The 19,237-nt window shown below is 68.5% G+C and carries 16 protein-coding genes; 9 read left to right on the top strand and 7 right to left on the bottom strand.

Annotated elements, in window-relative coordinates:
* The first annotated feature begins 31 nt into the window (after positions 1 to 31).
* Entirely contained in the window at positions 32 to 1,723 is a 1,692-nt protein-coding gene (gene betA, locus HSX14_RS03005; RefSeq protein ID WP_173174947.1) for a choline dehydrogenase, read from the top strand.
* 57 nt (positions 1,724 to 1,780) lie between these two features.
* On the opposite strand, the gene torT is transcribed toward betA, so the two are convergent.
* Positions 1,781 to 2,812: a TMAO reductase system periplasmic protein TorT gene (torT, locus tag HSX14_RS03000; RefSeq protein ID WP_173174949.1), complete on the bottom strand. Its 1,032-nt coding sequence runs from the start codon at positions 2,810 to 2,812 to the stop codon at positions 1,781 to 1,783.
* A gap of 127 nt (positions 2,813 to 2,939) precedes the next feature.
* Between torT and mdtD the strand changes: the two genes are divergently transcribed.
* The 3 genes from mdtD (at position 2,940) to HSX14_RS02985 (ending at position 7,130) form a co-directional block, all read left to right on the top strand.
* A complete protein-coding gene (mdtD, locus tag HSX14_RS02995; protein ID WP_173174951.1) occupies positions 2,940 to 4,355 on the top strand; it encodes a multidrug transporter subunit MdtD in 1,416 nt (471 codons plus the stop codon).
* A gap of 83 nt (positions 4,356 to 4,438) precedes the next feature.
* The gene (dbpA, locus tag HSX14_RS02990) at positions 4,439 to 5,821 is read left to right on the top strand and encodes an ATP-dependent RNA helicase DbpA (protein WP_173174953.1); all 1,383 of its coding nucleotides are present in this window, start codon (positions 4,439 to 4,441) and stop codon (positions 5,819 to 5,821) included.
* A 70-nt stretch (positions 5,822 to 5,891) separates the two neighbouring features.
* Positions 5,892 to 7,130 (top strand): GGDEF domain-containing response regulator, encoded by a 1,239-nt coding sequence (locus HSX14_RS02985; protein ID WP_173174962.1) that lies wholly within the window; start codon positions 5,892 to 5,894, stop codon positions 7,128 to 7,130.
* Here HSX14_RS02985 and HSX14_RS02980 read toward each other — a convergent pair.
* Complete coding sequence (locus HSX14_RS02980) at positions 7,127 to 7,861, bottom strand: substrate-binding periplasmic protein (RefSeq protein ID WP_173174964.1); 735 nt, start codon at positions 7,859 to 7,861, stop codon at positions 7,127 to 7,129. The genes HSX14_RS02985 and HSX14_RS02980 overlap by 4 nt on opposite strands.
* 153 nt (positions 7,862 to 8,014) lie before the next feature.
* Here HSX14_RS02980 and HSX14_RS02975 point away from each other — a divergent pair, with 153 nt between their 5' ends.
* The 3 genes from HSX14_RS02975 (at position 8,015) to HSX14_RS02965 (ending at position 12,205) form a co-directional block, all read left to right on the top strand.
* Positions 8,015 to 9,193, top strand: a complete 1,179-nt coding sequence (locus tag HSX14_RS02975) for a BaiN/RdsA family NAD(P)/FAD-dependent oxidoreductase (protein ID WP_173174966.1) — start codon at positions 8,015 to 8,017, stop codon at positions 9,191 to 9,193.
* Between the two features lie 155 nt (positions 9,194 to 9,348).
* The gene (gene yccS, locus HSX14_RS02970) at positions 9,349 to 11,526 is read left to right on the top strand and encodes a YccS family putative transporter (protein WP_173174968.1); all 2,178 of its coding nucleotides are present in this window, start codon (positions 9,349 to 9,351) and stop codon (positions 11,524 to 11,526) included.
* A 193-nt stretch (positions 11,527 to 11,719) separates the two neighbouring features.
* On the top strand, positions 11,720 to 12,205 hold the full coding sequence (locus tag HSX14_RS02965; protein ID WP_173174970.1) for an REP-associated tyrosine transposase: 486 nt from the start codon (positions 11,720 to 11,722) through the stop codon (positions 12,203 to 12,205).
* 27 nt (positions 12,206 to 12,232) lie between these two features.
* Here the strand turns inward: HSX14_RS02965 and HSX14_RS02960 are convergent, their stop codons facing one another.
* Positions 12,233 to 13,672, bottom strand: coding sequence for an aminotransferase-like domain-containing protein (locus tag HSX14_RS02960; protein ID WP_173174972.1), 1,440 nt, complete (start codon positions 13,670 to 13,672; stop codon positions 12,233 to 12,235).
* A gap of 179 nt (positions 13,673 to 13,851) precedes the next feature.
* On the opposite strand from HSX14_RS02960, the gene HSX14_RS02955 reads away from it, so the two are divergent.
* Positions 13,852 to 14,085, top strand: a complete 234-nt coding sequence (locus tag HSX14_RS02955) for a DUF1127 domain-containing protein (RefSeq protein WP_173174974.1) — start codon at positions 13,852 to 13,854, stop codon at positions 14,083 to 14,085.
* Between the two features lie 39 nt (positions 14,086 to 14,124).
* Here the strand turns inward: HSX14_RS02955 and HSX14_RS31785 are convergent, their stop codons facing one another.
* Both HSX14_RS31785 and HSX14_RS02945 read right to left on the bottom strand, forming a co-directional pair.
* A complete protein-coding gene (locus HSX14_RS31785; protein WP_173174976.1) occupies positions 14,125 to 16,152 on the bottom strand; it encodes a methyl-accepting chemotaxis protein in 2,028 nt (675 codons plus the stop codon).
* Positions 16,153 to 16,342: 190 nt separating this feature from the next.
* Positions 16,343 to 17,149 carry an HDOD domain-containing protein gene (locus HSX14_RS02945; protein ID WP_228723535.1) on the bottom strand — a complete coding sequence of 269 codons (807 nt, stop codon included), beginning with the start codon at positions 17,147 to 17,149 and terminating at the stop codon, positions 16,343 to 16,345.
* 228 nt (positions 17,150 to 17,377) lie between these two features.
* Here HSX14_RS02945 and HSX14_RS02940 point away from each other — a divergent pair, with 228 nt between their 5' ends.
* Positions 17,378 to 17,635, top strand: coding sequence for a DUF1652 domain-containing protein (locus HSX14_RS02940; protein ID WP_173174980.1), 258 nt, complete (start codon positions 17,378 to 17,380; stop codon positions 17,633 to 17,635).
* Between the two features lie 6 nt (positions 17,636 to 17,641).
* On the opposite strand, the gene HSX14_RS02935 is transcribed toward HSX14_RS02940, so the two are convergent.
* Positions 17,642 to 18,394: a substrate-binding periplasmic protein gene (locus tag HSX14_RS02935; protein ID WP_173174982.1), complete on the bottom strand. Its 753-nt coding sequence runs from the start codon at positions 18,392 to 18,394 to the stop codon at positions 17,642 to 17,644.
* 246 nt (positions 18,395 to 18,640) lie between these two features.
* Positions 18,641 to 19,141, bottom strand: a complete 501-nt coding sequence (locus tag HSX14_RS02930; RefSeq protein WP_173174984.1) for a M48 metallopeptidase family protein — start codon at positions 19,139 to 19,141, stop codon at positions 18,641 to 18,643.
* Positions 19,142 to 19,237 lie beyond the last annotated feature (96 nt).

Here is a 19,237-nt window from a genome sequence, read left to right as displayed (position 1 = left end):
CCAGCCCCCAGCCATTTAAAGAGAGAACCTCATGTCTCAAGAATTCGACTACATCATCATCGGTGCCGGCTCCGCCGGTAACGTACTGGCCACCCGCCTGACCGAGGACGCCGGCACCAGCGTCCTGCTACTCGAAGCCGGCGGCCCCGACTACCGCCTGGACTTCCGCACCCAGATGCCCGCCGCCCTCGCCTATCCGCTGCAGGGCCGCCGCTACAACTGGGCCTACGAGACCGACCCCGAGCCGCACATGAACAACCGCCGCATGGAATGCGGTCGCGGCAAGGGCATCGGCGGCTCCTCGCTGATCAACGGCATGTGCTACATCCGCGGCAACGCCCTGGACTTCGACAACTGGGCCAAGGCGCCCGGCCTGGAAGACTGGACCTACCTCGACTGCCTGCCCTACTTCCGCAAGGCCGAGACCCGCGACATCGGCCCCAACGACTACCACGGCGGCGACGGCCCGGTGAGCGTCACCACGCCCAAGAACGGCAACAACCCGCTGTTCCACGCCATGGTCGAGGCTGGTGTACAGGCCGGTTTCCCGCGTACCGAAGACCTCAACGGCTACCAGCAGGAAGGCTTCGGCCCGATGGACCGCACCGTGACCCCGCAAGGCCGTCGCGCCGCCACCGGTCGCGGCTACCTGGACCAGGCCCGCGGCCGGCCCAACCTGACCATCGTCACCCACGCCACCACCGACCGCATCCTCTTCAGCGGCAAGCGCGCCAGCGGCGTCGCCTACCTGCACGGCGACGGCAACGAGCCGATCATCGTCAACGCCCGCCGTGAAGTGCTGCTGTGCGCCGGCGCCATCGCCTCGCCGCAGATCCTGCAGCGCTCCGGCGTCGGCCCGAGCGCCGTGTTGCGCGAATTCGACATCCCCGTGGTGCACGACCTGCCCGGTGTCGGCGAGAACCTGCAGGACCACCTCGAGCTCTACCTGCAGTACGCCTGCAAGGAGCCGGTCTCCATCTACCCGGCCACCAAGTGGTGGAACCAGCCCGCCATCGGCGCCAACTGGCTGTTCCGCGGCAAGGGCCTGGGCGCCAGCAACCAGTTCGAGGCCGGCGGCTTCATCCGCACCCGCCCCGAATTCGCCTGGCCCAACATCCAGTACCACTTCCTGCCGGTGGCGATTAACTACAACGGCAGCAAGGGCGTGCAGGAGCACGGCTTCCAGGCGCACATGGGCTCCATGCGCTCGCCGAGCCGCGGCCGCATCCGCCTGAAGTCCCGCGACCCGCGCCAGCACCCGAGCATCCTGTTCAACTACATGGCGTCCGAGCAGGACTGGCAGGAGTTCCGCGACGGCATCCGCATCACCCGCGAGATCATGGCGCAGCCGGCGCTGGACAAGTACCGTGGCCGCGAGCTGAGCCCCGGTGCCCACGTGCAGACCGATGCCGAGCTGGATGAGTTCATCCGCACCCACGCCGAGACCGCCTTCCACCCCTCCTGCTCCTGCAAGATGGGCAGCGACGAGATGGCGGTGGTCGATGGCCAGGGCCGTGTGCACGGCATGCAGGGGCTGCGCGTGGTGGATGCGTCGATCATGCCGGAGATCATCACCGGCAACCTCAACGCCACCACCATCATGATCGCCGAGAAGATCGCCGACCGGATCCGTGGCCGCCAGCCGCTGCCCCGCAGCACCGCCAGCTACTACGTGGCCGGCGACGCCCCGGTACGCACCCAGCCGCAGCGCAAGGCCGGCTGAACCCCGGGGGCGGTTCGCACCGCCCCCGCCTCCCACCGGGCCCGCGACTCATCGGCGCTATTCCGGCAGCTCCTGGCGGATCATCCAGTGTCCACCCGGCGGCACCAGCCGGCTGATGTCGAAATCCTCCAGGCTTGCCCGATCGAGCATCTGGATGCGCGGGCTGACCCAGTAAGCCTCCCCCTTGTGCTCCAGCGCCCGCACCGCCAGGTCGATGGCGATGCGCGCCTGGGTCACCGGCGAGTCCGTCGGCGCGGCCAGCACCCGCCCCTGGCGGATCGCCTCCACCACCCGCTCGGTGGCGTAGAGCGACACCACCTGCGTCTGGAAGCGCGACGGCGAGCCGCTGACCAGTTGCCCGGCGAAAGCCGCCGCCTCGGCATTGGCCAGCAGATAGTCCAGCCGCGACTCGCGCCCCAGCAGCCCGCGGACCAGGGCCGCCTGGGTCGATCGATCCACCGGCCCGTAGCCACCGTCGGCGAGGCGCACCGGCGCGCCGTCCATGGCCGTGCGCAACCCGCGCTCGGCGTCCAGCACCCAGCCGGCGTCCCGGGGGCCCGGCAACCAGCCCAGGTTGATCGGGCCGCCCCCGGCCCGCTCGCGAATGAAGCCCAGGGCCTCGCGCGCCATATCGGCGAAATCCACCCGTGAATGTGCGGTCACGCCCGCGCAGTCGATACCGTTGACCAGGTCGATCACCGGCGTGCCGCGCTGCTTCAGCTGGTCGATTTCATGGCAGAGCCCGCGCGCCTCGATGGCGCCGATGACGAAGGCGTCGGCGCCGAGCTGGATGCAGCGGGCCAGTTGGGCGCGCTGCATCGCCGGGAACTGGTAGCCACCGGCCTCGTAGATGCCCAGCTGGACGCCCTGGCGCCGGGCTTCCTCGTCCAGCCCCCAGGCGACGCCCCACCAGTAGCGGTCGATGCCATGGGGCAGCAGCGTGCAGATGCGCCAGGGGCGGCTGGCATGCGCGAGGGGCACGTAGTCACGGGCCTTCCCATCGGCGAACACCGGCACCGGGAACCACTCCGTCGCATGGCAGGGCACCAGGGCCAGCAGGGAGAGCAGCAGCGCACAGCAGATCCGCATAGAGGCCATTCCGCAACGAGGAGCAAGGGGAGTGAGCACAGCCTAGCAGCCGGCGACAGGTGACGGCGGGGTGACAGCCCGCCCGCCTGCGCCTAAAGTCCGCAGGGTCTGACGCCCGAGGAATCCCATGCCCGACCTGCCCAGCCTGGACGCCCGTACCGCCCGCCTGCTGCCCTGGCTGGTGGCCGTCGCCTTCTTCATGCAGGCCCTCGACGGCACCATCCTCAACACCGCCCTGCCCGCCATGGCCCGCGACCTGGCCGAAGACCCGCTGCGCATGCAGTCGGTGATCATCGCCTACATGCTCACCGTGGCCCTGCTGATCCCCGCCTCCGGCTGGATCGCCGATCGCTTCGGCACCCGGCGGATATTCTTCGGCGCCATCGTCCTGTTCAGCCTGGGCTCGCTGTTCTGCGCCCTCTCCGCCACCCTGCCGCAACTGGTCGCCGCCCGCGTGGTGCAGGGCCTGGGCGGCGCGCTGATGATGCCGGTGGGGCGCCTGGTGGTGTTGCGCGCCTACCCGCGAACCGAGCTGGTGCGGATCATGAGCTTCATCACCCTGCCCGGCCTGTTCGGCCCGCTGATCGGCCCCACCCTCGGCGGCTGGCTGGTGGAATACGCCAGCTGGCACTGGATCTTCCTCATCAACCTGCCCGTCGGCCTGATCGGCGGCTGGGCCGCCTGGCGCTTCATGCCCGACTTGCGCAGCAGCGGCCCGGTTCGCCTGGACGTCTACGGCTTCCTGCTGTTCGGCACCGCCATGGTGCTGATCACCATCGCCCTGGAAGGCCTGGGCGAGCTGCGCCTGCCCCACGTGCGGGTGATGCTCCTGCTGCTCGGCGGCCTCGCCTGCCTCGCCGCCTACTGGCTGCATGCCGTGCAGGTCGAGCAGCCCCTGTTCGCGCCCTCGCTGTTCCGTACCCGCACCTTCGCCGCCGGCATCCTCGGCAACCTCTTCTCGCGCCTGGGCAGCGGCGCCCTGCCCTTCCTCACGCCCCTGCTGCTGCAGGTGGCCCTGGGCTTCCCTCCGGCCCAAGCGGGGATGACCATGATCCCGCTCGCGCTCTCGGCGATGATCGCCAAGCCCCTGGCCAAGCCGCTGCTGGACCGCCTCGGCTACCGCCGCCTGCTGCTCGGCAACACGCTGCTGCTGGGCGCGATGATCGCCAGCCTCGGCCTGATCGACGGCGACACGCCCTATCCGCTGCTGCTCCTGCACCTGGCGGCCCTGGGGGCGGTGAACTCCATGCAGTTCACCGCGATGAACACCGTCACCCTGCTCGACCTCGACGACCACCAGGCCAGCAGCGGCAACAGCTTGCTCTCGGTGGTCATGCAGCTGTCCATGAGCCTGGGCGTGGCGGTGGCCGCCGCCCTGCTCGGCGGCTTCGGCAAGCCCGATACGCCCAGCGTGCTGGCGGCGTTCCAGGCCACCTACCTGTGCGTCGGCACCCTCACCCTGCTGGCGGCGGCGATCTTCTTCCAGCTGCCCCCGGACAGCGGGCGCGCCGTGCGTCGGGTGCCCGGCGATATGGAGGAATAACCGTCGCTGCGACACCGGGACGGCAGGGTGGCCGCGCGCCATCCTGCTAAACTGCGCGCCAATCCGATTGCCAGGCCCCACCCGTGACCACCAACGCCTTCTCCACCCTGCCCCTGTCGGCCGCCATGCTGGCCAACCTCGATGCCCTCGGCTACCACGAGATGACCCCCATCCAGGCCCTCGGCCTGCCGGTGATCCTCAAGGGCCGCGACCTGATCGCCCAGGCCAAGACCGGCAGCGGCAAGACGGCGGCCTTCGGCATCGGCCTGCTCGACCCGCTCAACCCGCGCTTCTTCGGCTGCCAGGCATTGGTGCTGTGCCCGACCCGCGAACTGGCCGACCAGGTGGCCAAGGAAATCCGCCGCCTGGCCCGCGCCGCCGACAACATCAAGGTGCTGACCCTCTGCGGCGGCGTGCCCTTCGGCCCGCAGATCGGCTCGCTGGAGCACGGCGCCCACATCATCGTCGGCACCCCGGGACGCATCCAGGAGCACCTGCGCAAGGGCACCCTGAAGCTCGACGGGCTCAACACCCTGGTACTGGACGAAGCCGACCGCATGCTCGACATGGGCTTCTACGACAGCATCGCCGAGATCATCGAGCAGACCCCGACCAAGCGGCAGACCCTGCTGTTCTCCGCCACCTACCCCAAGGGCATCGCCGAGCTGGCCGGGCGCTTCCTGCGCGACCCGCAGCAGGTGAAGGTCGAGGCCCTGCACGACGACAGCCAGATCGAACAGCGCTTCTACGAGATCGACCCGGCCCAGCGCATGGACGCCGTGGTCCACCTGCTCCTGCACTACCGCCCGCAGTCCAGCGTCGCCTTCTGCCACACCCGCCAGCAGTGCCAGGAACTGGTCGAGCACCTGCAGGCCAACCGTATCTCGGCACAGACCCTGCACGGCGAACTGGAACAACGCGAGCGTGACCAGGTGCTGACCCTCTTCGCCAACCGCAGCTGCAGCGTGCTGGTGGCCACCGACGTGGCGGCGCGCGGCCTGGACATCGCCGGCCTGGAGGCGGTGATCAACGTCGAGCTGTCGCGCGATCCGGAAATCCACGTGCACCGTGTCGGCCGCAGCGGCCGCGCCGGCGAGAAGGGCCTGGCCCTGAGCCTGGTGGCCCCCGCCGAGGCCAGCCGCGCCCAGGCCATCGAGGACCTGCAGAAGGCCCCCTTGAACTGGCAGCGTCTGGACGAACTGGTGCTGCGCAATCGCGACCCCTTGGTGCCGCCGATGGCTACGCTATGTATCAGTGGCGGGCGCAAGGAGAAGGTTCGCCCGGGCGACATCCTCGGCGCCCTGACCGGTGAAGCTGGTATTCCGGGGGCGCAGGTTGGCAAGATAGCCATCTTCGATTTCCAGGCCTTCGTGGCCGTGGACAGGAGTATCGTCAAACAGGCCCTCAAGCGCCTGAGCGACGGCAAGATCAAGGGTCGCTCGTTCAAGGTGCGGGCACTCCAGTAACGCCCCGGAAAGGTTCGTCCTGTATGACAGCGCAGGCGGGGACACCCGCCACGCAGCAATGGAGTAGGTCGTGCGCAATATTCTGGTCGTCGAAGACAGCCCGCTGGTCCTGAAGATCCTCGAGCACCTGTTCCGTCAGGAGCCGGACCTGCAGCCCGTGTTCTGCGCCTCCTGCGCCGAAGCCGAGGTGCTGCTGGAAACCTCCGCCGCCCTGTTCTTCGCCGCCATCGTCGACCTCAACCTGCCGGACGCGCCCGACGGCGAGATCGTCGACCTGGTGCTGCGCTACGAACTGCCCTGCGTGGTGCTCTCCGGCTCCTACAAGGAGCAGCGCCGCGACGAGCTCCTGCTCAAGGGCGTGGTCGACTACGTGCTCAAGGAAAGCCAGCACTCCTACGAGTACGTCTTCCGCCTGCTGCACCGCCTGGTGCGCAACTGCGGGGTGAAGATCCTGGTGGCCGAGGACTCCGAGGCCACGCGCAACTTCGTGCGCCGCGTGCTGACCCCGCACCTCTACCAGATCATCGAGGCCCGCGACGGCGACGAAGCCCTGCACATCCTCCAGGAGCAGCCGGACATCGACCTGCTGCTGGTGGACCACGGCATGCCCGGCATCAGCGGCTTCGACCTGGTGAAGATGCTGCGACAGAAACTGCACCGCACCGAGCTGATCATCCTCGGCCTTTCGGCGGACCAGAAAGGCTCGCTCAGCGCCATGTTCATCAAGCACGGCGCCGACGACTTCCTGCGCAAGCCCTTCTGCACCGAGGAACTGAACTGCCGGGTGATGTCGACCCTGGAGCGCCGCGACCTGATGCGCGCGCTGAAGCAGGCGGCGCTGTTCGACTCGCTGACCAACCTCTACAACCGCCGCGCCTTCTACGAGCAGGGCCTGCAGCTGTTCCAGCAGGCCCAGCGCGCCGGCCAGGAACTGAGCGTGGCGATGCTCGACCTCGACTTCTTCAAGCAGATCAACGACAAGTTCGGCCACGCCAGCGGCGACACCGCCCTGGTGATGTTCTCGCGGGTCCTGGCACACGCCTTCCCCGACGCCCTGCTGGGCCGGCTCGGCGGCGAGGAGTTCGCCCTGGTCAGCAAGGGCGACGCGCCCACCGTCAAGGCCGCGCTCGACCAGCTGCGGCGCAACTGCGCCCGCCTGAAGTACGCTGCCGATGCACCACCGCTGTCATTCAGCGCCGGCGTCTACCAGGGCATACCGGAGGATCTGGAAAGCCTGCTGCACGAGGCCGACCAGCGCCTCTACCAGGCCAAGCACGAGGGCCGCGGGCGGACCATCGCCAACCGCTAGAAACCGTGGCGGGCGAAGATGCGCTGGTAGGTCCCGTCATCGCGCATCGACTGCATCGCCCGGTCGAAGTCCTCCACCACCTGGCGATGCATCGGGTGGCTGCGCCGTACCAGGATCGCCAGGTCGTTCTCGCTGAGCGGGCGCGGCAGGAACTCCAGCTGGCCCTTGAGCTCCTTCAGCTCGCGGTTGAGGTGATAGCGCGCCACCAGCTCGTCCTCCAGGGTCAGCTGCACGCGCCCGGCGGCGAGCATGCGCGCGCCCATCTCGAAGCCCATCACCGGCACCCGGTCGAGGGTGGGGTCCTGGTCGAACTCCGCTGAGTAGGCATAGCCGCGCACCACGGCGATGCTGTAGGGGCGCAGGTCGGCCAGGGTCTGGAAGTCGACCTTGGCGCCGCGGTGGCGGAGGAAGCGCACGCGGTTGACCAGGTAGGGCCTGGAATAGAGCCCATAGACGGCGCGGGCCTGGTCATACCAGGCGTTGATCACCACGTCGTAGTCGCCCACCTCCAGCCCGCGCAGTGCCCGCGCCCAGGGAACCTCGACGTATTCGGTGCTGTGCCCGGCGCGCTTCAGTGCCGTGACCACCAGGTCCACCGCCAGGCCGCCCTCGGGCAGGCTCGCATCGGTGAACGGCGGCCAGGTGTTGGCCACCAGTCGCAGGTGCTCGGCACGCAGCGGGCCCGAGCACAGCAGAACGAGCAACAACAGGACACTGCAGGTCTTTTTCATCCATGGCTTCCACTGGGGCTGGGACGGTCGGCATCGCCGGACTGCACGCATTTCCCTTGCCAGCCAGCGGAGAGCGCTGGTCGCGGCACCTCCATAGGGTAGACTTCGCCACCGGCGCGCGCCTTGGCCGATTCGACTTCTGAGGGTGGTTTCTTGTTCGTGACTGACGTGGTGATTATCGGGGCCGGCGCCGCCGGTCTGTTGTGCGCCTCCAAGACCGCCGCGCGCGGACGCAAGGTGCTCCTGCTCGACCACGCGAACAAGGCCGGCAAGAAGATCCTCATGTCCGGCGGCGGGCGCTGCAACTTCACCAACCTCTACACCGAGCCGGCCAACTTCCTCTCCGCCAACGCGCATTTCTGCAAGTCGGCCCTGGCCCGCTACACCCAGTGGGACTTCCTCGAGCTGGTCAACAAGCACGGCATCGCCTACCACGAGAAGAAGCTCGGCCAGCTGTTCTGCGACCACAAGGCCAGCGACATCCTCGCCATGCTCCTGGCCGAGTGCGACGAACACGGCGTCGACCTGCGCCTGGACACCGCCGTCACCGACATCGCCCGCGACGACGCCGGCTACACGCTGCAGACCGGCATCGGCCCGGTGCGCTGCCAGTCCCTGGTGATCGCCACCGGCGGCCTGTCGATCCCCACCCTGGGCGCCACCGGCTTCGGCTACCAGGTCGCCCGCCAGTTCGGCCACGAAGTGCTGCCGACCCGCGCCGGCCTGGTGCCCTTCACCATCACCGACCAGCTCAAGGAGATGTGCACCGAGCTCTCCGGCACCTCGGTGGACGCCCTCGTGAGCTGCAACGGCGCCAGCTTCCGCGAGAACATCCTGTTCACCCATCGTGGCCTCAGCGGCCCGGCCATCCTGCAGATCTCCTCCTACTGGAACCCGGGCGACACGGTGTCGATCAACCTGCTGCCCAATCTCGACGTGCCCGCCTGGCTGGTGCAGCAGCAGGGCGAGCGCCCCAATGCCGAGCTGAAGACCCTGCTGGGCGAGCTGTTCACCCGCAAGTTCGCCGGCCTGCTGGCCGAGCGCTGGTTCGTCTCGCGGCCGATGAAGCAGTACAGCCTGGCCGAGCTGCAGGCCATCGCCGAAGCCCTCAGCGACTGGCAGGTGACCCCGTCCGGCACCGAGGGCTATCGCACCGCCGAAGTCACCCTGGGCGGCGTCAGCACCCACGAGGTCTCGTCCAAGACCATGGAGTCGCAGAAGTCCCCCGGGCTGTACTTCATCGGCGAAGTGCTGGACATCACCGGCCACCTCGGCGGCTTCAACTTCCAGTGGGCCTGGGCCTCGGCGCACGCCGCCGCGCAGTTCGCCTGAGGCGACGGCATGCCTGACGGCGCCAGCGCCTGCGCATTCACGCCAGCGGGTGTAACCCGCCTCGCCCGGGCGGCATCCAAGCGGTAACCTTTCGCCATCGGCCCACGCACACCCGCGCGGGCCGAGCCCCCGGACCGCACGCCCACAAGGCCGTTATGCCATCGACCTCGCTCCGTCACTCCCTGCGCCGCCTCTGGGCCCAGGACAAGTTCAGCTACAGCCTGCGGGTGTTCGTCGCCCTCACCGGCAGCATGGCGCTCTGCTGGCAGCAGGACCGCATGGAGCTGCTGATCCCGCTGTTCCTCGGCATCATCGCCAGCGCCCTGGCCGAGACCGACGACAGCTGGCAGGGCCGCCTCAATGCGCTGCTGGTCACCCTGGGCTGCTTCAGCATCGCCTCCTTCTCGGTGGAGCTGCTGTTCCCCTATCCCTGGCTGTTCGTCTGCGCCCTGGCGCTGGCAGCCTTTGGCCTGACCATGCTCGGTGCCCTCGGCGAGCGCTACGCCACCATCGCGTCGGCGACCCTGATCCTGTCGATCTACAGCATGATCGGCGTCGACCAGCGCGACGGCGTCGGCCACGACCTCTGGCGCGAGCCGGCGCTGCTGGTGGGCGGCGCGGCCTGGTACGGCCTGCTCTCGGTGATCTGGCAGGCGCTGTTCACCCACCAGCCGGTGCAGCAGAGCCTCGCCCGGCTGTACCGTGAGCTGGGGCGCTACCTCAAGCTCAAGGCCAACCTCTTCGAGCCGCTGCGCGAGCTGGACGTGGAGGCCAAGCGACTGGAGCTGGCACAGCAGAACGGCAAGGTGGTGGCGGCGCTGAACGCGGCCAAGGAAATCATCCTGCACCGCGTCGGCAACGCCCGTCCCGGCCCCAAGGTGAGCCGCTACCTGAAGCTGTACTTCCTCGCCCAGGACATCCACGAACGCGCCAGCTCCTCCCACTATCCGTACAACCAGCTGGCCGAGGCGTTCTTCCACAGCGACGTGCTGTTCCGCTGCCAGCGCCTGCTGCGCCAGCAGGGGGGCGCCTGCCAGGCGCTCGGCCAGGCCATCCAGATGCGCCAGCCGTTCGACTACAACGACGGCACCCAGGCCCTGGACGATCTGCACCGCTCCCTGGAGCACCTGCGCATCCAGAGCAACCCGGCCTGGCGCGGCCTGCTGCGTTCGCTCAACGCGTTGGCCGGCAACCTCTCCACCCTCGATCGCCTGCTGACCGACGCCAGCAACCCCGACGCCCTCGCCGAAGCCCAGGACAGCAGCCTGCTGGATCGCTCGCCCAAGGGCCTGAAGGACGTCTGGGAACGCCTGAAGCAGAACGTCACCCCGACCTCCCTGGTGTTCCGCCACGCCCTGCGCATGGCCATCGCCCTGTGCGTCGGCTACGGCGTGCTGCACCTGATCCACCCCAGCCAGGGCTACTGGATCCTGCTCACCACGGTCTTCGTCTGCCAGCCGAACTTCGGCGCCACGAGGCGCAAGCTGGTGCAGCGGATCATCGGCACCGTCATCGGCCTGGCCCTGGGCTGGGCGCTGTTCGACCTGTTCCCCAGCGCCCTGGTGCAATCGCTGTTCGCCGTGGTCGCCGGGGTGATCTTCTTCGCCAACCGGGCCACCCGCTACACCCTGGCGACGGCGTCGATCACCCTGATGGTGCTGTTCTGCTTCAACCAGATCGGCGACAGCTACGGCCTCTTCGTGCCGCGCCTGGTGGACACCCTGCTGGGCAGCCTGATCGCCGCGCTGGCGGTGATCTTCATCCTCCCCGACTGGCAGGGCCGCGGCCTGCACCGCGTGGTGGCCAACACCCTGGCCTGCAACGCCCGCTACCTGCGCCAGCTGGTGCAGCAGTACAACGCCGGCAAGCGCGACGACCTGGCCTACCGCCTGGCCCGGCGCAACGCCCACAACGCCGATGCGGCGCTGTCCACGACGCTGGCCAACATGCTCATGGAACCGGGCCACTTCCGTAAAGAAGCGGACATCGGCTTCCGCTTCCTGGTGCTCTCCCACACCCTGCTCAGCTACCTCTCTGCCCTCGGCGCGCATCGCGCAAGCGAACCCATGGCGCTGGAAGGCAGCCTGCTGGGCGATGCCGCCGAACGCATCGCCACGACCCTGGAAGAGATCGCCACCGACCTCGCCGCGCGCAAGCCGGTGACCATCCACAGCGACAGCGAGGAAGCCCTGGCCAAGGAGCTGGAACAGCTCCCCGAGGACATGGACGAACGCGCCCGCCTGGTGCAGACCGAGCTCGGCCTGATCTGCCGCCAGCTCGGCGCCCTGCGCACCCTGGCGGCGCACCTGGCGAGTGGGAAGAAGGTGGGGTGAGGACACGGTGATGATCCTCCGGGCCAGCACCGCCCTCCTTGGGCACCACCTGTAGGGGCGAATTCATTCGCCCAGGGACCACGCAGTGGTCCCACATCTCCCAGCAAATACAGCCCCCTCCCACCCCACGAAGCGCCGCAGCCCCCACGCCACCCCGATACATTCCCCTATCCCGATAAACGAGGACAGGGACATGTCTCGAGACGATCTGCGTATCGGCCGCTTCTCGGCCCCCGGCCGCCTCTACCACATCACCGTCACCACTGAAGGGCGACAGTCGCTCTTCGCCGATCTGGCCTGTGCACGGCTGGTGATCGGCGAAATGCGCCGCCTCCAGGATCAGCGCTTGCTTGAATCGCTGGCCTGGGTACTGATGCCCGACCACCTGCACTGGCTGATCCGCCTGCAAGGCCCCCTATCACTCTCCCAGGTCATCAAGCTGCTGAAGGGGCGCTCGTCGAAGCGGTTGGGCGAGCGGCTCGGCACGGGCCGGAGGGTCTGGCAGCGGGGCTTCCATGACCGGGCGTTGCGCAGAGAAGAGGATCTGCAGCAGGTGGCGCGCTACATAGTAGCCAACCCGCTGCGGGCCGGGTTGGCCAGGAGCGTTCGCCTGTATTCGCACTGGGATGCGGTGTGGGTGTGGGGACCTTGGCAGCCCGGTGGGCTGCTGGGCGACTGAAGTCGCCCCTACATCGCCCCTACAGGGTCAGGCCTCTGCCTGCATGCCTGCCATCTCCGCCATCAACGCCTTCACCGTCTCGCCCACCTTGCGCACGGCGGCTTCCTGTTCGGCGTCGGGTTTGCGCGAGTAGTTCATGCGCAGGCAGCTGCGGTACTTGCCGGAGGCGGAAAACAGGCTGCCGGAGGCGATCTGTACGCCCTTGTCGAGCAGGGCGCGATTCAGGCGCAGGGTGTCGAAGCCCTCGTCCAGCTCGACCCAGAGCATGAAGCCGCCCTGGGGCCGGCTGGCGCGGGTGCCTTCGGGGAAGTACTTCATCACCCAGTCGATCATCTGGTCGCGGCCGTTCTGGTACTGGCTGCGCATGCGCCGCACGTGGGGCTCGTAGGCGCCGCTGGCGAGGAATTCGGCCAGGGCGATCTGCGGCTGGGTGGCGGTGGCGCCGGTGGAGATGTACTTCATGTGCAGCAGCCGGTCGAAGTAGCGACCGGGGGCGATCCAGCCGACGCGGATACCGGGCGCCACGGTCTTGGAGAAGGAGCTGCACAGCAGCACGCGGCCGTCCTCGTCGAAGGACTTGATGGTGCGCGGGCGCGGGTAGCGGTAGGCCAGGTCGCCGTAGACGTCGTCTTCGATGATCGCCACGTCGTAGCGCTGGGCCAGGGTCAGCAGGGCGCGCTTGCGAGCCTCCGGCATGATGTAGCCCAGCGGGTTGTTGCAGTTGGGGGTGAGCTGGATGAGCTTGATCGGCCACTGCTCCAGGGCCATCTCCAGCGCCTCCAGGCTGATGCCGTTGATCGGGTCGGTGGGCAGCTCCAGGGCCTTCATGCCGAAGCCCTTCAGCGCCTGCATGGCGCCATGGAAGCTCGGCGAATCCACCGCGACTATGTCCCCCGGCTGGCAGATGGCGCGAATGGAGGCGGACAGCGCCTCGTGGCAGCCGGTGGTGATGATCAGGTCGCTGGCGGGTATCTGGCAGCCCGCATCCACCAACAGCCGGGAAATCTGTTCGCGCAAGGGCAGCGAGCCCTGGATGGCGTCGTAGTACAGGCCGCCCAGGTCGGGACGCCGGGCGACCTGCGCCAGGCTGCGCAGCAGCGGTCGCAGGGTCGGGCTGGTGACATCGGGCATGCCCCGGCCCAGTTGCACCAGGCCGTCGCGGGCGCCGCGCTTGACCAGCTCCAGCACATCGCTCCATTGCGACACGTCCACCGGGCGCTGCGCCGCGCGGGTCATGGCCGGCAGCGCCGGGGCCGCGCGACGGGGCGGCACGAAGTAGCCGGACTTGGGCCGGGGCACGGCCAGGCCGCCATCCTCCAGCAGGCGGTAGGCCTGCTGGACGGTGCTGAGGCTGACGCCGTGCTCCTGGCTCAGGGCGCGGACCGAGGGCAGGCGGTCGCCGGGCCGGTAGTAGCCCTGCTCGATGCGAGCGGCGAGGGTTTCGGCGAGCTGGGTGTAGAGCTTCATGACAGTTCCCCTTGCGCGGAGCCCGCTTTGCACGGACCGGTACAGATGACGGGCAAATTGTGGATTCAGACGATCCATCGCGCAATCTGTATGAAAAAAATACCCACGCCTTGAATCTGTAATGCTTTTTGCCCGCCGCGCATCATGTCCTCCATACACCCCGGCACGAGGAGATCGACATGAACGGCCTGAGCGATACGCGGCTGAGCCTCCACGCGAAAGAGCTGGAGCTGGACCACCTGCGCGTCCACGCGAGCACCCGCTCCGCGGGAGATGGCCGCTGGCATCGCTTCTGGCGCCGCCTGCAGACGCGCAAGGCGCTGCTGGACCTGGACGAGCAGGCACTGCGCGACATCGGCCTGACCCGCGAACAGGCGCGCGATGAGGCGCTGAAACCGTTCTGGAAGCTCTGAGCGAGGCCGGCCGCCCGCAGGCGGCCGGTTGCCCGGCGATCAGGCCAGGCGGAAGCGCGAGGTGTTCTGGTTCAGTGCCTGGCTGCCGCGATGCAGCTGCTCGGCGGCGGCCTGGACCGACTGGGCCCCCTGCAACAGCAGGCTGGCGGCCTGGTCGACCTGCTGGATATTGCCGCTGACCTCGTCCGCCGTTGCGGCCTGTTCCTCGGCGGCGGTGGCGATCTGCGCCAGGCGGTCGCTGACCCGCTGCACCGCATCGGCGATACCGGACAGGTCCTCGCCCATGCTCAGCACGCTGCCCACGTCGCCCTCGGCCTGCTTGAAGGCGGCCTCCATCAGGGCGACCGCCTGGCCGACCACGCCCTGCAGGCTGGCGACGGTGTCGCCGATCTCCTTGGTGGAGTCCTGGGTGCGCTGCGACAGGCTGCGCACCTCGTCGGCCACCACGGCGAAGCCACGGCCCTGCTCCCCGGCACGCGCCGCCTCGATGGCGGCGTTGAGCGCCAGCAGGTTGGTCTGCTCGGCGATGCCCTTGATCACGTCCACCACGCGGTTGATCTGCTGCGCCTGGTCACGCAGTTGCTGCAACGCGGAGACGGTGTCGCCCAGGCGCGTGCTCAGTTCGCGCATGCTGGCTCCGGTGCGGGCGCTGCGCTGGTTGCTCTGCATGGCGATCTCACGGGTCTGCTGGGCATCCTGGGCCGCCCCCTCGCAACTCTCGGCCACGCTCTGGGCGGTGGCCGCCAACTCGTGCGCGGCCGCGGCGATCTGGCTGACCTGGCCCTGCTGCTGCTCCACCGAGGTGAGGGTGTCCTGGGCCTGGGCATTGAGCTGCAGCACGGTGCCGCCGAGCTGGTTGCTCTCCTGGTTGACCCCGGCCAGCGAACCGCGCAGTTGCACCAGGGCGGCGTTGAGTGCCTCGGCGATCTGCGCCAGGTCGTCGCGGCCATGGACCTGGGCGGCGACGCGCAGGTCGCCGGCGCGCAGGCCCTCGGCGGCCTCGGTGATGGCAGCGGTGCCACGGCGGATGGCGGCGTTCAGGCACAGCAGCATGTACAGGGCCAGCAGGGTGAGCAGGCTGAAGGCGCCGATCACCTGGACCATGTTGCGCAGCGCCTGGCTGCGGAAGTCGCCGAGGCGCGCCTGGAAGCGTTCGGTCAGTGCCGTTTGCAGCGCCACCAGTTGCCCATCGAGGCGCTCGACCTGCTGGACGAATTCGGCGGTGCCGAGGGTGAAGGGGTTGGCCTCGAACATGCCCTTGTCGACCCGGGCGAGGAAATCGCTCATGGCCTGGTCGGCCTGGCGGAACGGGCCGTCCAGCGCGGCGTTGACGTCGGACGCCTGGGCGATGGCGTCCTGGGCCTTGCGCAGTTGCCGCGCGGTGTCGTCCAGGGCGCGGCGCAGGTCACGCACGGCGACCCGGCTCTGCAGGGTGAAGTGCTGCGACACCACGGCGCCATGGGCATTGGCGGCGAAGCTGCCGAGCAGCTCCTGGGCGCGCGGCTGCACGTAGGTGAGCTGCTCCATCATCAGGTAGGTGTCCATCCCCGGGTCGAGGATGAGGCCGGTCTCGGTGGCCACCTGCTCGCGCAGGGATTGCAGGCTTTGCAACACGTCCTGGAAGCGCTCCAGGGCATCGGGCAGGGCCAGCGGCGCCAGGGCCTGGAAGCCGATGCGCTCGCTGCGCGAACGGGCCTCCTCTAACAGCTTGCGGCTCTGCTCGCCTAGCCCCTCCGCCTGCAACTGCGCCTCGACCCTGGCCAGGGCTTCCTGTAGGCGGCCGCCCCGTTGTTCGAGCTGCGCCCTGGCGGCATCCTCGGTGCCCTTCCAGCGGGCCAGCAGCAGGCGCTGGGCGCCCACTTCGTGCTGGGCGTCGGCCAGGGTGGCGATCACCCGCATGCCGCTGAGCTCGCCATCGACCAGGCCGAGGCGGTCCAGGTAGGACGCGGTGATCACCCACAGGGCATAGCCCAGCGGCAGGATGAACAGGAGGAAGAGCAGCTGGAACTTGCGCGCGAAGCTGAACCCTTCGAGCAGGCGCACGCCCGGCGTGAGTAATGCTGTCATGACGACACCTCATTGGACCCGGATCGGCGGGTAGGCCGAAAGCCTGCATCATGCAAAAGCCGAACCCGGGGTGGTACCCAAGAACGCCGATGCGCCGGGAAGGCTGCGCACGGCGCATTACGAGGCTCTCCGGCCAGCGGAACCCCGCAGCGGCCCTGCGACGGGAAGGCAACGCACCCGAACGGTGCAACTACTGGAGCAGCGACTCCACCCGCTGGATCTCGGCGCGCTGGCTGGCTACCAGGGCCAGGCCATTGCCGCTGGGGTCCAGGGCGTTGAGGGGCGGCTGCAACTTGCGATAGGCAGCCAACTCCCGCAGGGGCGGCAGCAGGGCGGTGGGCCCGGCCTCGCGGAGCGCGTGGAACAGGCCGAGGTTGATCAGGTCGACGAGCTCGACGCCGGGGCCGCTGGATCCGTCCCAGGCGCCCAGGCCGCGCACCACTGCAATATAGCTGTCGTCCACCGCCCACTTCTTCAGGACGATGACGCCGAGGGACTTGCCGTACTCCCGGCACAGGCGCGAGTAGAGCTCGGGCGAGGGGATCTGCTGGGCGTCCTTGAACGCGGAAAGGATCGCCAGGGCACCGATGTCGCTGAGCACACTGGCCAGCAGCACGTGCTCGGAAGAGGCGTGCCCGAGCAGGCGCGCGAGCACGGCACTGATGCTGCCGCGCCGGGCCAGGCGGCTCCAGGTGTCGACGAAGAGTTTCTTGTGCGAGGCGCTGTGCAGGGTGAACAGGCTCTTGATGCTGTGGACCATGGTGATGCGGTCCACCTCCAGCATGCCCAGGGTGCGGATCACGTCCTCCAGGGTCTTGGGCGGCAAGGCGGTGCGCAGGCGCGTGCTGGCCGCATGCTTGACCAGCGTTGCGCTGAGCGCCGGATCCTTGTTGATGACCCGCGCCAGGGAAGAGGTACTGGCATCCGGATTGGCCAGGGCCCGGCGGATCTCCATGGTGATCATGGGCAGGCTGGGGAGCTGCTCTTCACCGTTCATCAATTGCGAAACCAGACGCCTATAGATCGAATAACCCGACTCTTCAGTACTCACGACAGTCCCCACATGGCCTTGTGCCAGTGTAGCCATCGGCGCTGCCGGCAGACAGTGCCGCACCACTCCGCCGACGAGCGACACGCAGGTGCGGGGAACCGAACGCCCGCCGGCACGTTCCACTCCATGGGTGGGTAGCGTCCACCTTCCCCCCACAGCACCGAGGCCATCCCCGTGGAAACCGAACGACTGTCCAGGACCCTGGACTTCATGCGTACCCAGTTGCTGCCACTGGGGTTCTCCGGGCACATGGACAGCGATCGCAGCCTGCATGTGCTCATCTACGACCAGCGCACCCGCAAGACCATCCTCGAAACCGCCGGCATCCCCTTCTCCGCCACCTGCGGCAAGGCCGAGGCGCTGCATCTGGTCCAGCGCCTGAAGCGGGACATCGACGCGCAGTTCCAGGCCCCGCCACGTATCGCGCCCTGACGCCCCTCAGGGGATGGTGACGCCCTGGCGCAGGGCAAGCACGCTCAGGCGCCCCTCGGCGACCAGGCCGGCGAAGGCGCGGTCGAAGTCCTTGCGCAAGGCGGCATGCTCGTCGGTCCTGGGGAAGGCGAAGTAGCCGTCCTGGGTATCGATGATCGGCTGCAGCTGGCTGACCGCCCCATGCTCGAGGGCGTCGATGCGTGGCCGGGTGTTGCGTTCGTTGCTCGCCAGCAGGTCGATGCGGCCCATCACCAGCATGCGTATCGCGTTGTCGACGCTCTCGATGCTGTGCAGGTCCATCGCCTCGCGGCCCTGGTCGAAGCTCGGCCCGTAGGTCCAGCCACGGATGACCCCGATGCGCTTGCCGGCCAGGTTGGCGTAGTCGCCCTGCCACGCGAGAGCGAGGCCGGAACGGGCGAAGAACACGATGCGGTCGCGGTAGAAGGGACGCTGGCTGAAGAGGAACAGCCCCTCGCGCTCCGGCGTGCGATAGGGGCCGATGAGGATGTCTGCGCGCCCCTGCGCCACCATCTTCTGCGCCCGGGCCCAGGGGTAGACCTCGAAGCGCACCGAGTCGCCCATGCGCTGCACCACCTCGCGCAGCACGTCAGGGCCGAGGCCGATGTAACGACCTTCCACCGTCTGCCCGAACAGGCGCGGGAACTCGGCCCCCACGGCCAGCCATTCGCGGGCCGGCGCGGATGGCGCGAACGCCAGGCACAGCAGCACTGGACACAACATCCGTAGGTAGCGGCTCATGCCCGCGAATACTCGACGACAGGGATGGGGAGAGCCTAGCAGGCTTTTTCCGGCGTACGCGAGCAGGTACGGGGAGCCTCGCCGGAGCATTCGGCGGAGCCTTTGGGATGGGGCCTACATCGACCACCCGGGGCGCATGGGTATAGTCGGTCCCGTCATGCCCGCCTCAGGACTGCGCTCATCCTGCAGCCCTCCACAGCTGGGGTTGGGCATGACACTCTCCCTCCCTCCCCCAGCCATTCCCCTTCAGTTCCCCGCCTCCAGCTCACGCTGGATCAAGTACAGGCGCAGGTCGAACTCCAGCTGGTGATAACCCGGCAGCATGTGTTCGCAGAGCTGGTAGAACGCCTTGTTGTGGTCGCGCTCGCGCAGGTGCGCCAGCTCGTGCACCACGATCATCCGCAGGAACTCCGGCGCCGCCTCCTTGAACAGCGAGGCCACGCGGATCTCCTTCTTCGCCTTCAGCTTGCCGCCCTGCACCCGGGAGATCGCCGTGTGCAGCCCGAGCGCCTTCTGCACGACGTCCAGCTTGTTGTCGTAGACCACCTTGTCGATGGCCGGCGCATTGCGCAGGTGCTCCTGGCGCAGGGCATTGGTGTAGCCGTAGAGGGCCTTGTCGCTTTGCACCTCATGGCGATCCGGGTAGCGCTTGGCGAGGTATTCGCCCAGGCGGCGCTGCTCGACCAGCAGGCGAATCTGCTCCTGCAGGTGGACGGGGTAGGACCGGATGTAGCGGAGCGGGTTCATGGGGGATCGGTGCGGCCGGGGGAAAGCCCGCATTCTACCGCCGGTGACAGTTTGCGACGCAGCCTGTCAGCGCAGCGGCAGACGCCCGGCGACCGT

This window comes from Pseudomonas tohonis (assembly GCF_012767755.2).
Lineage (GTDB): Bacteria > Pseudomonadota > Gammaproteobacteria > Pseudomonadales > Pseudomonadaceae > Metapseudomonas > Metapseudomonas tohonis.
Note: the sequence above shows the minus strand (reverse complement) of the source record. Positions and strands in the feature narration are given on the sequence as shown.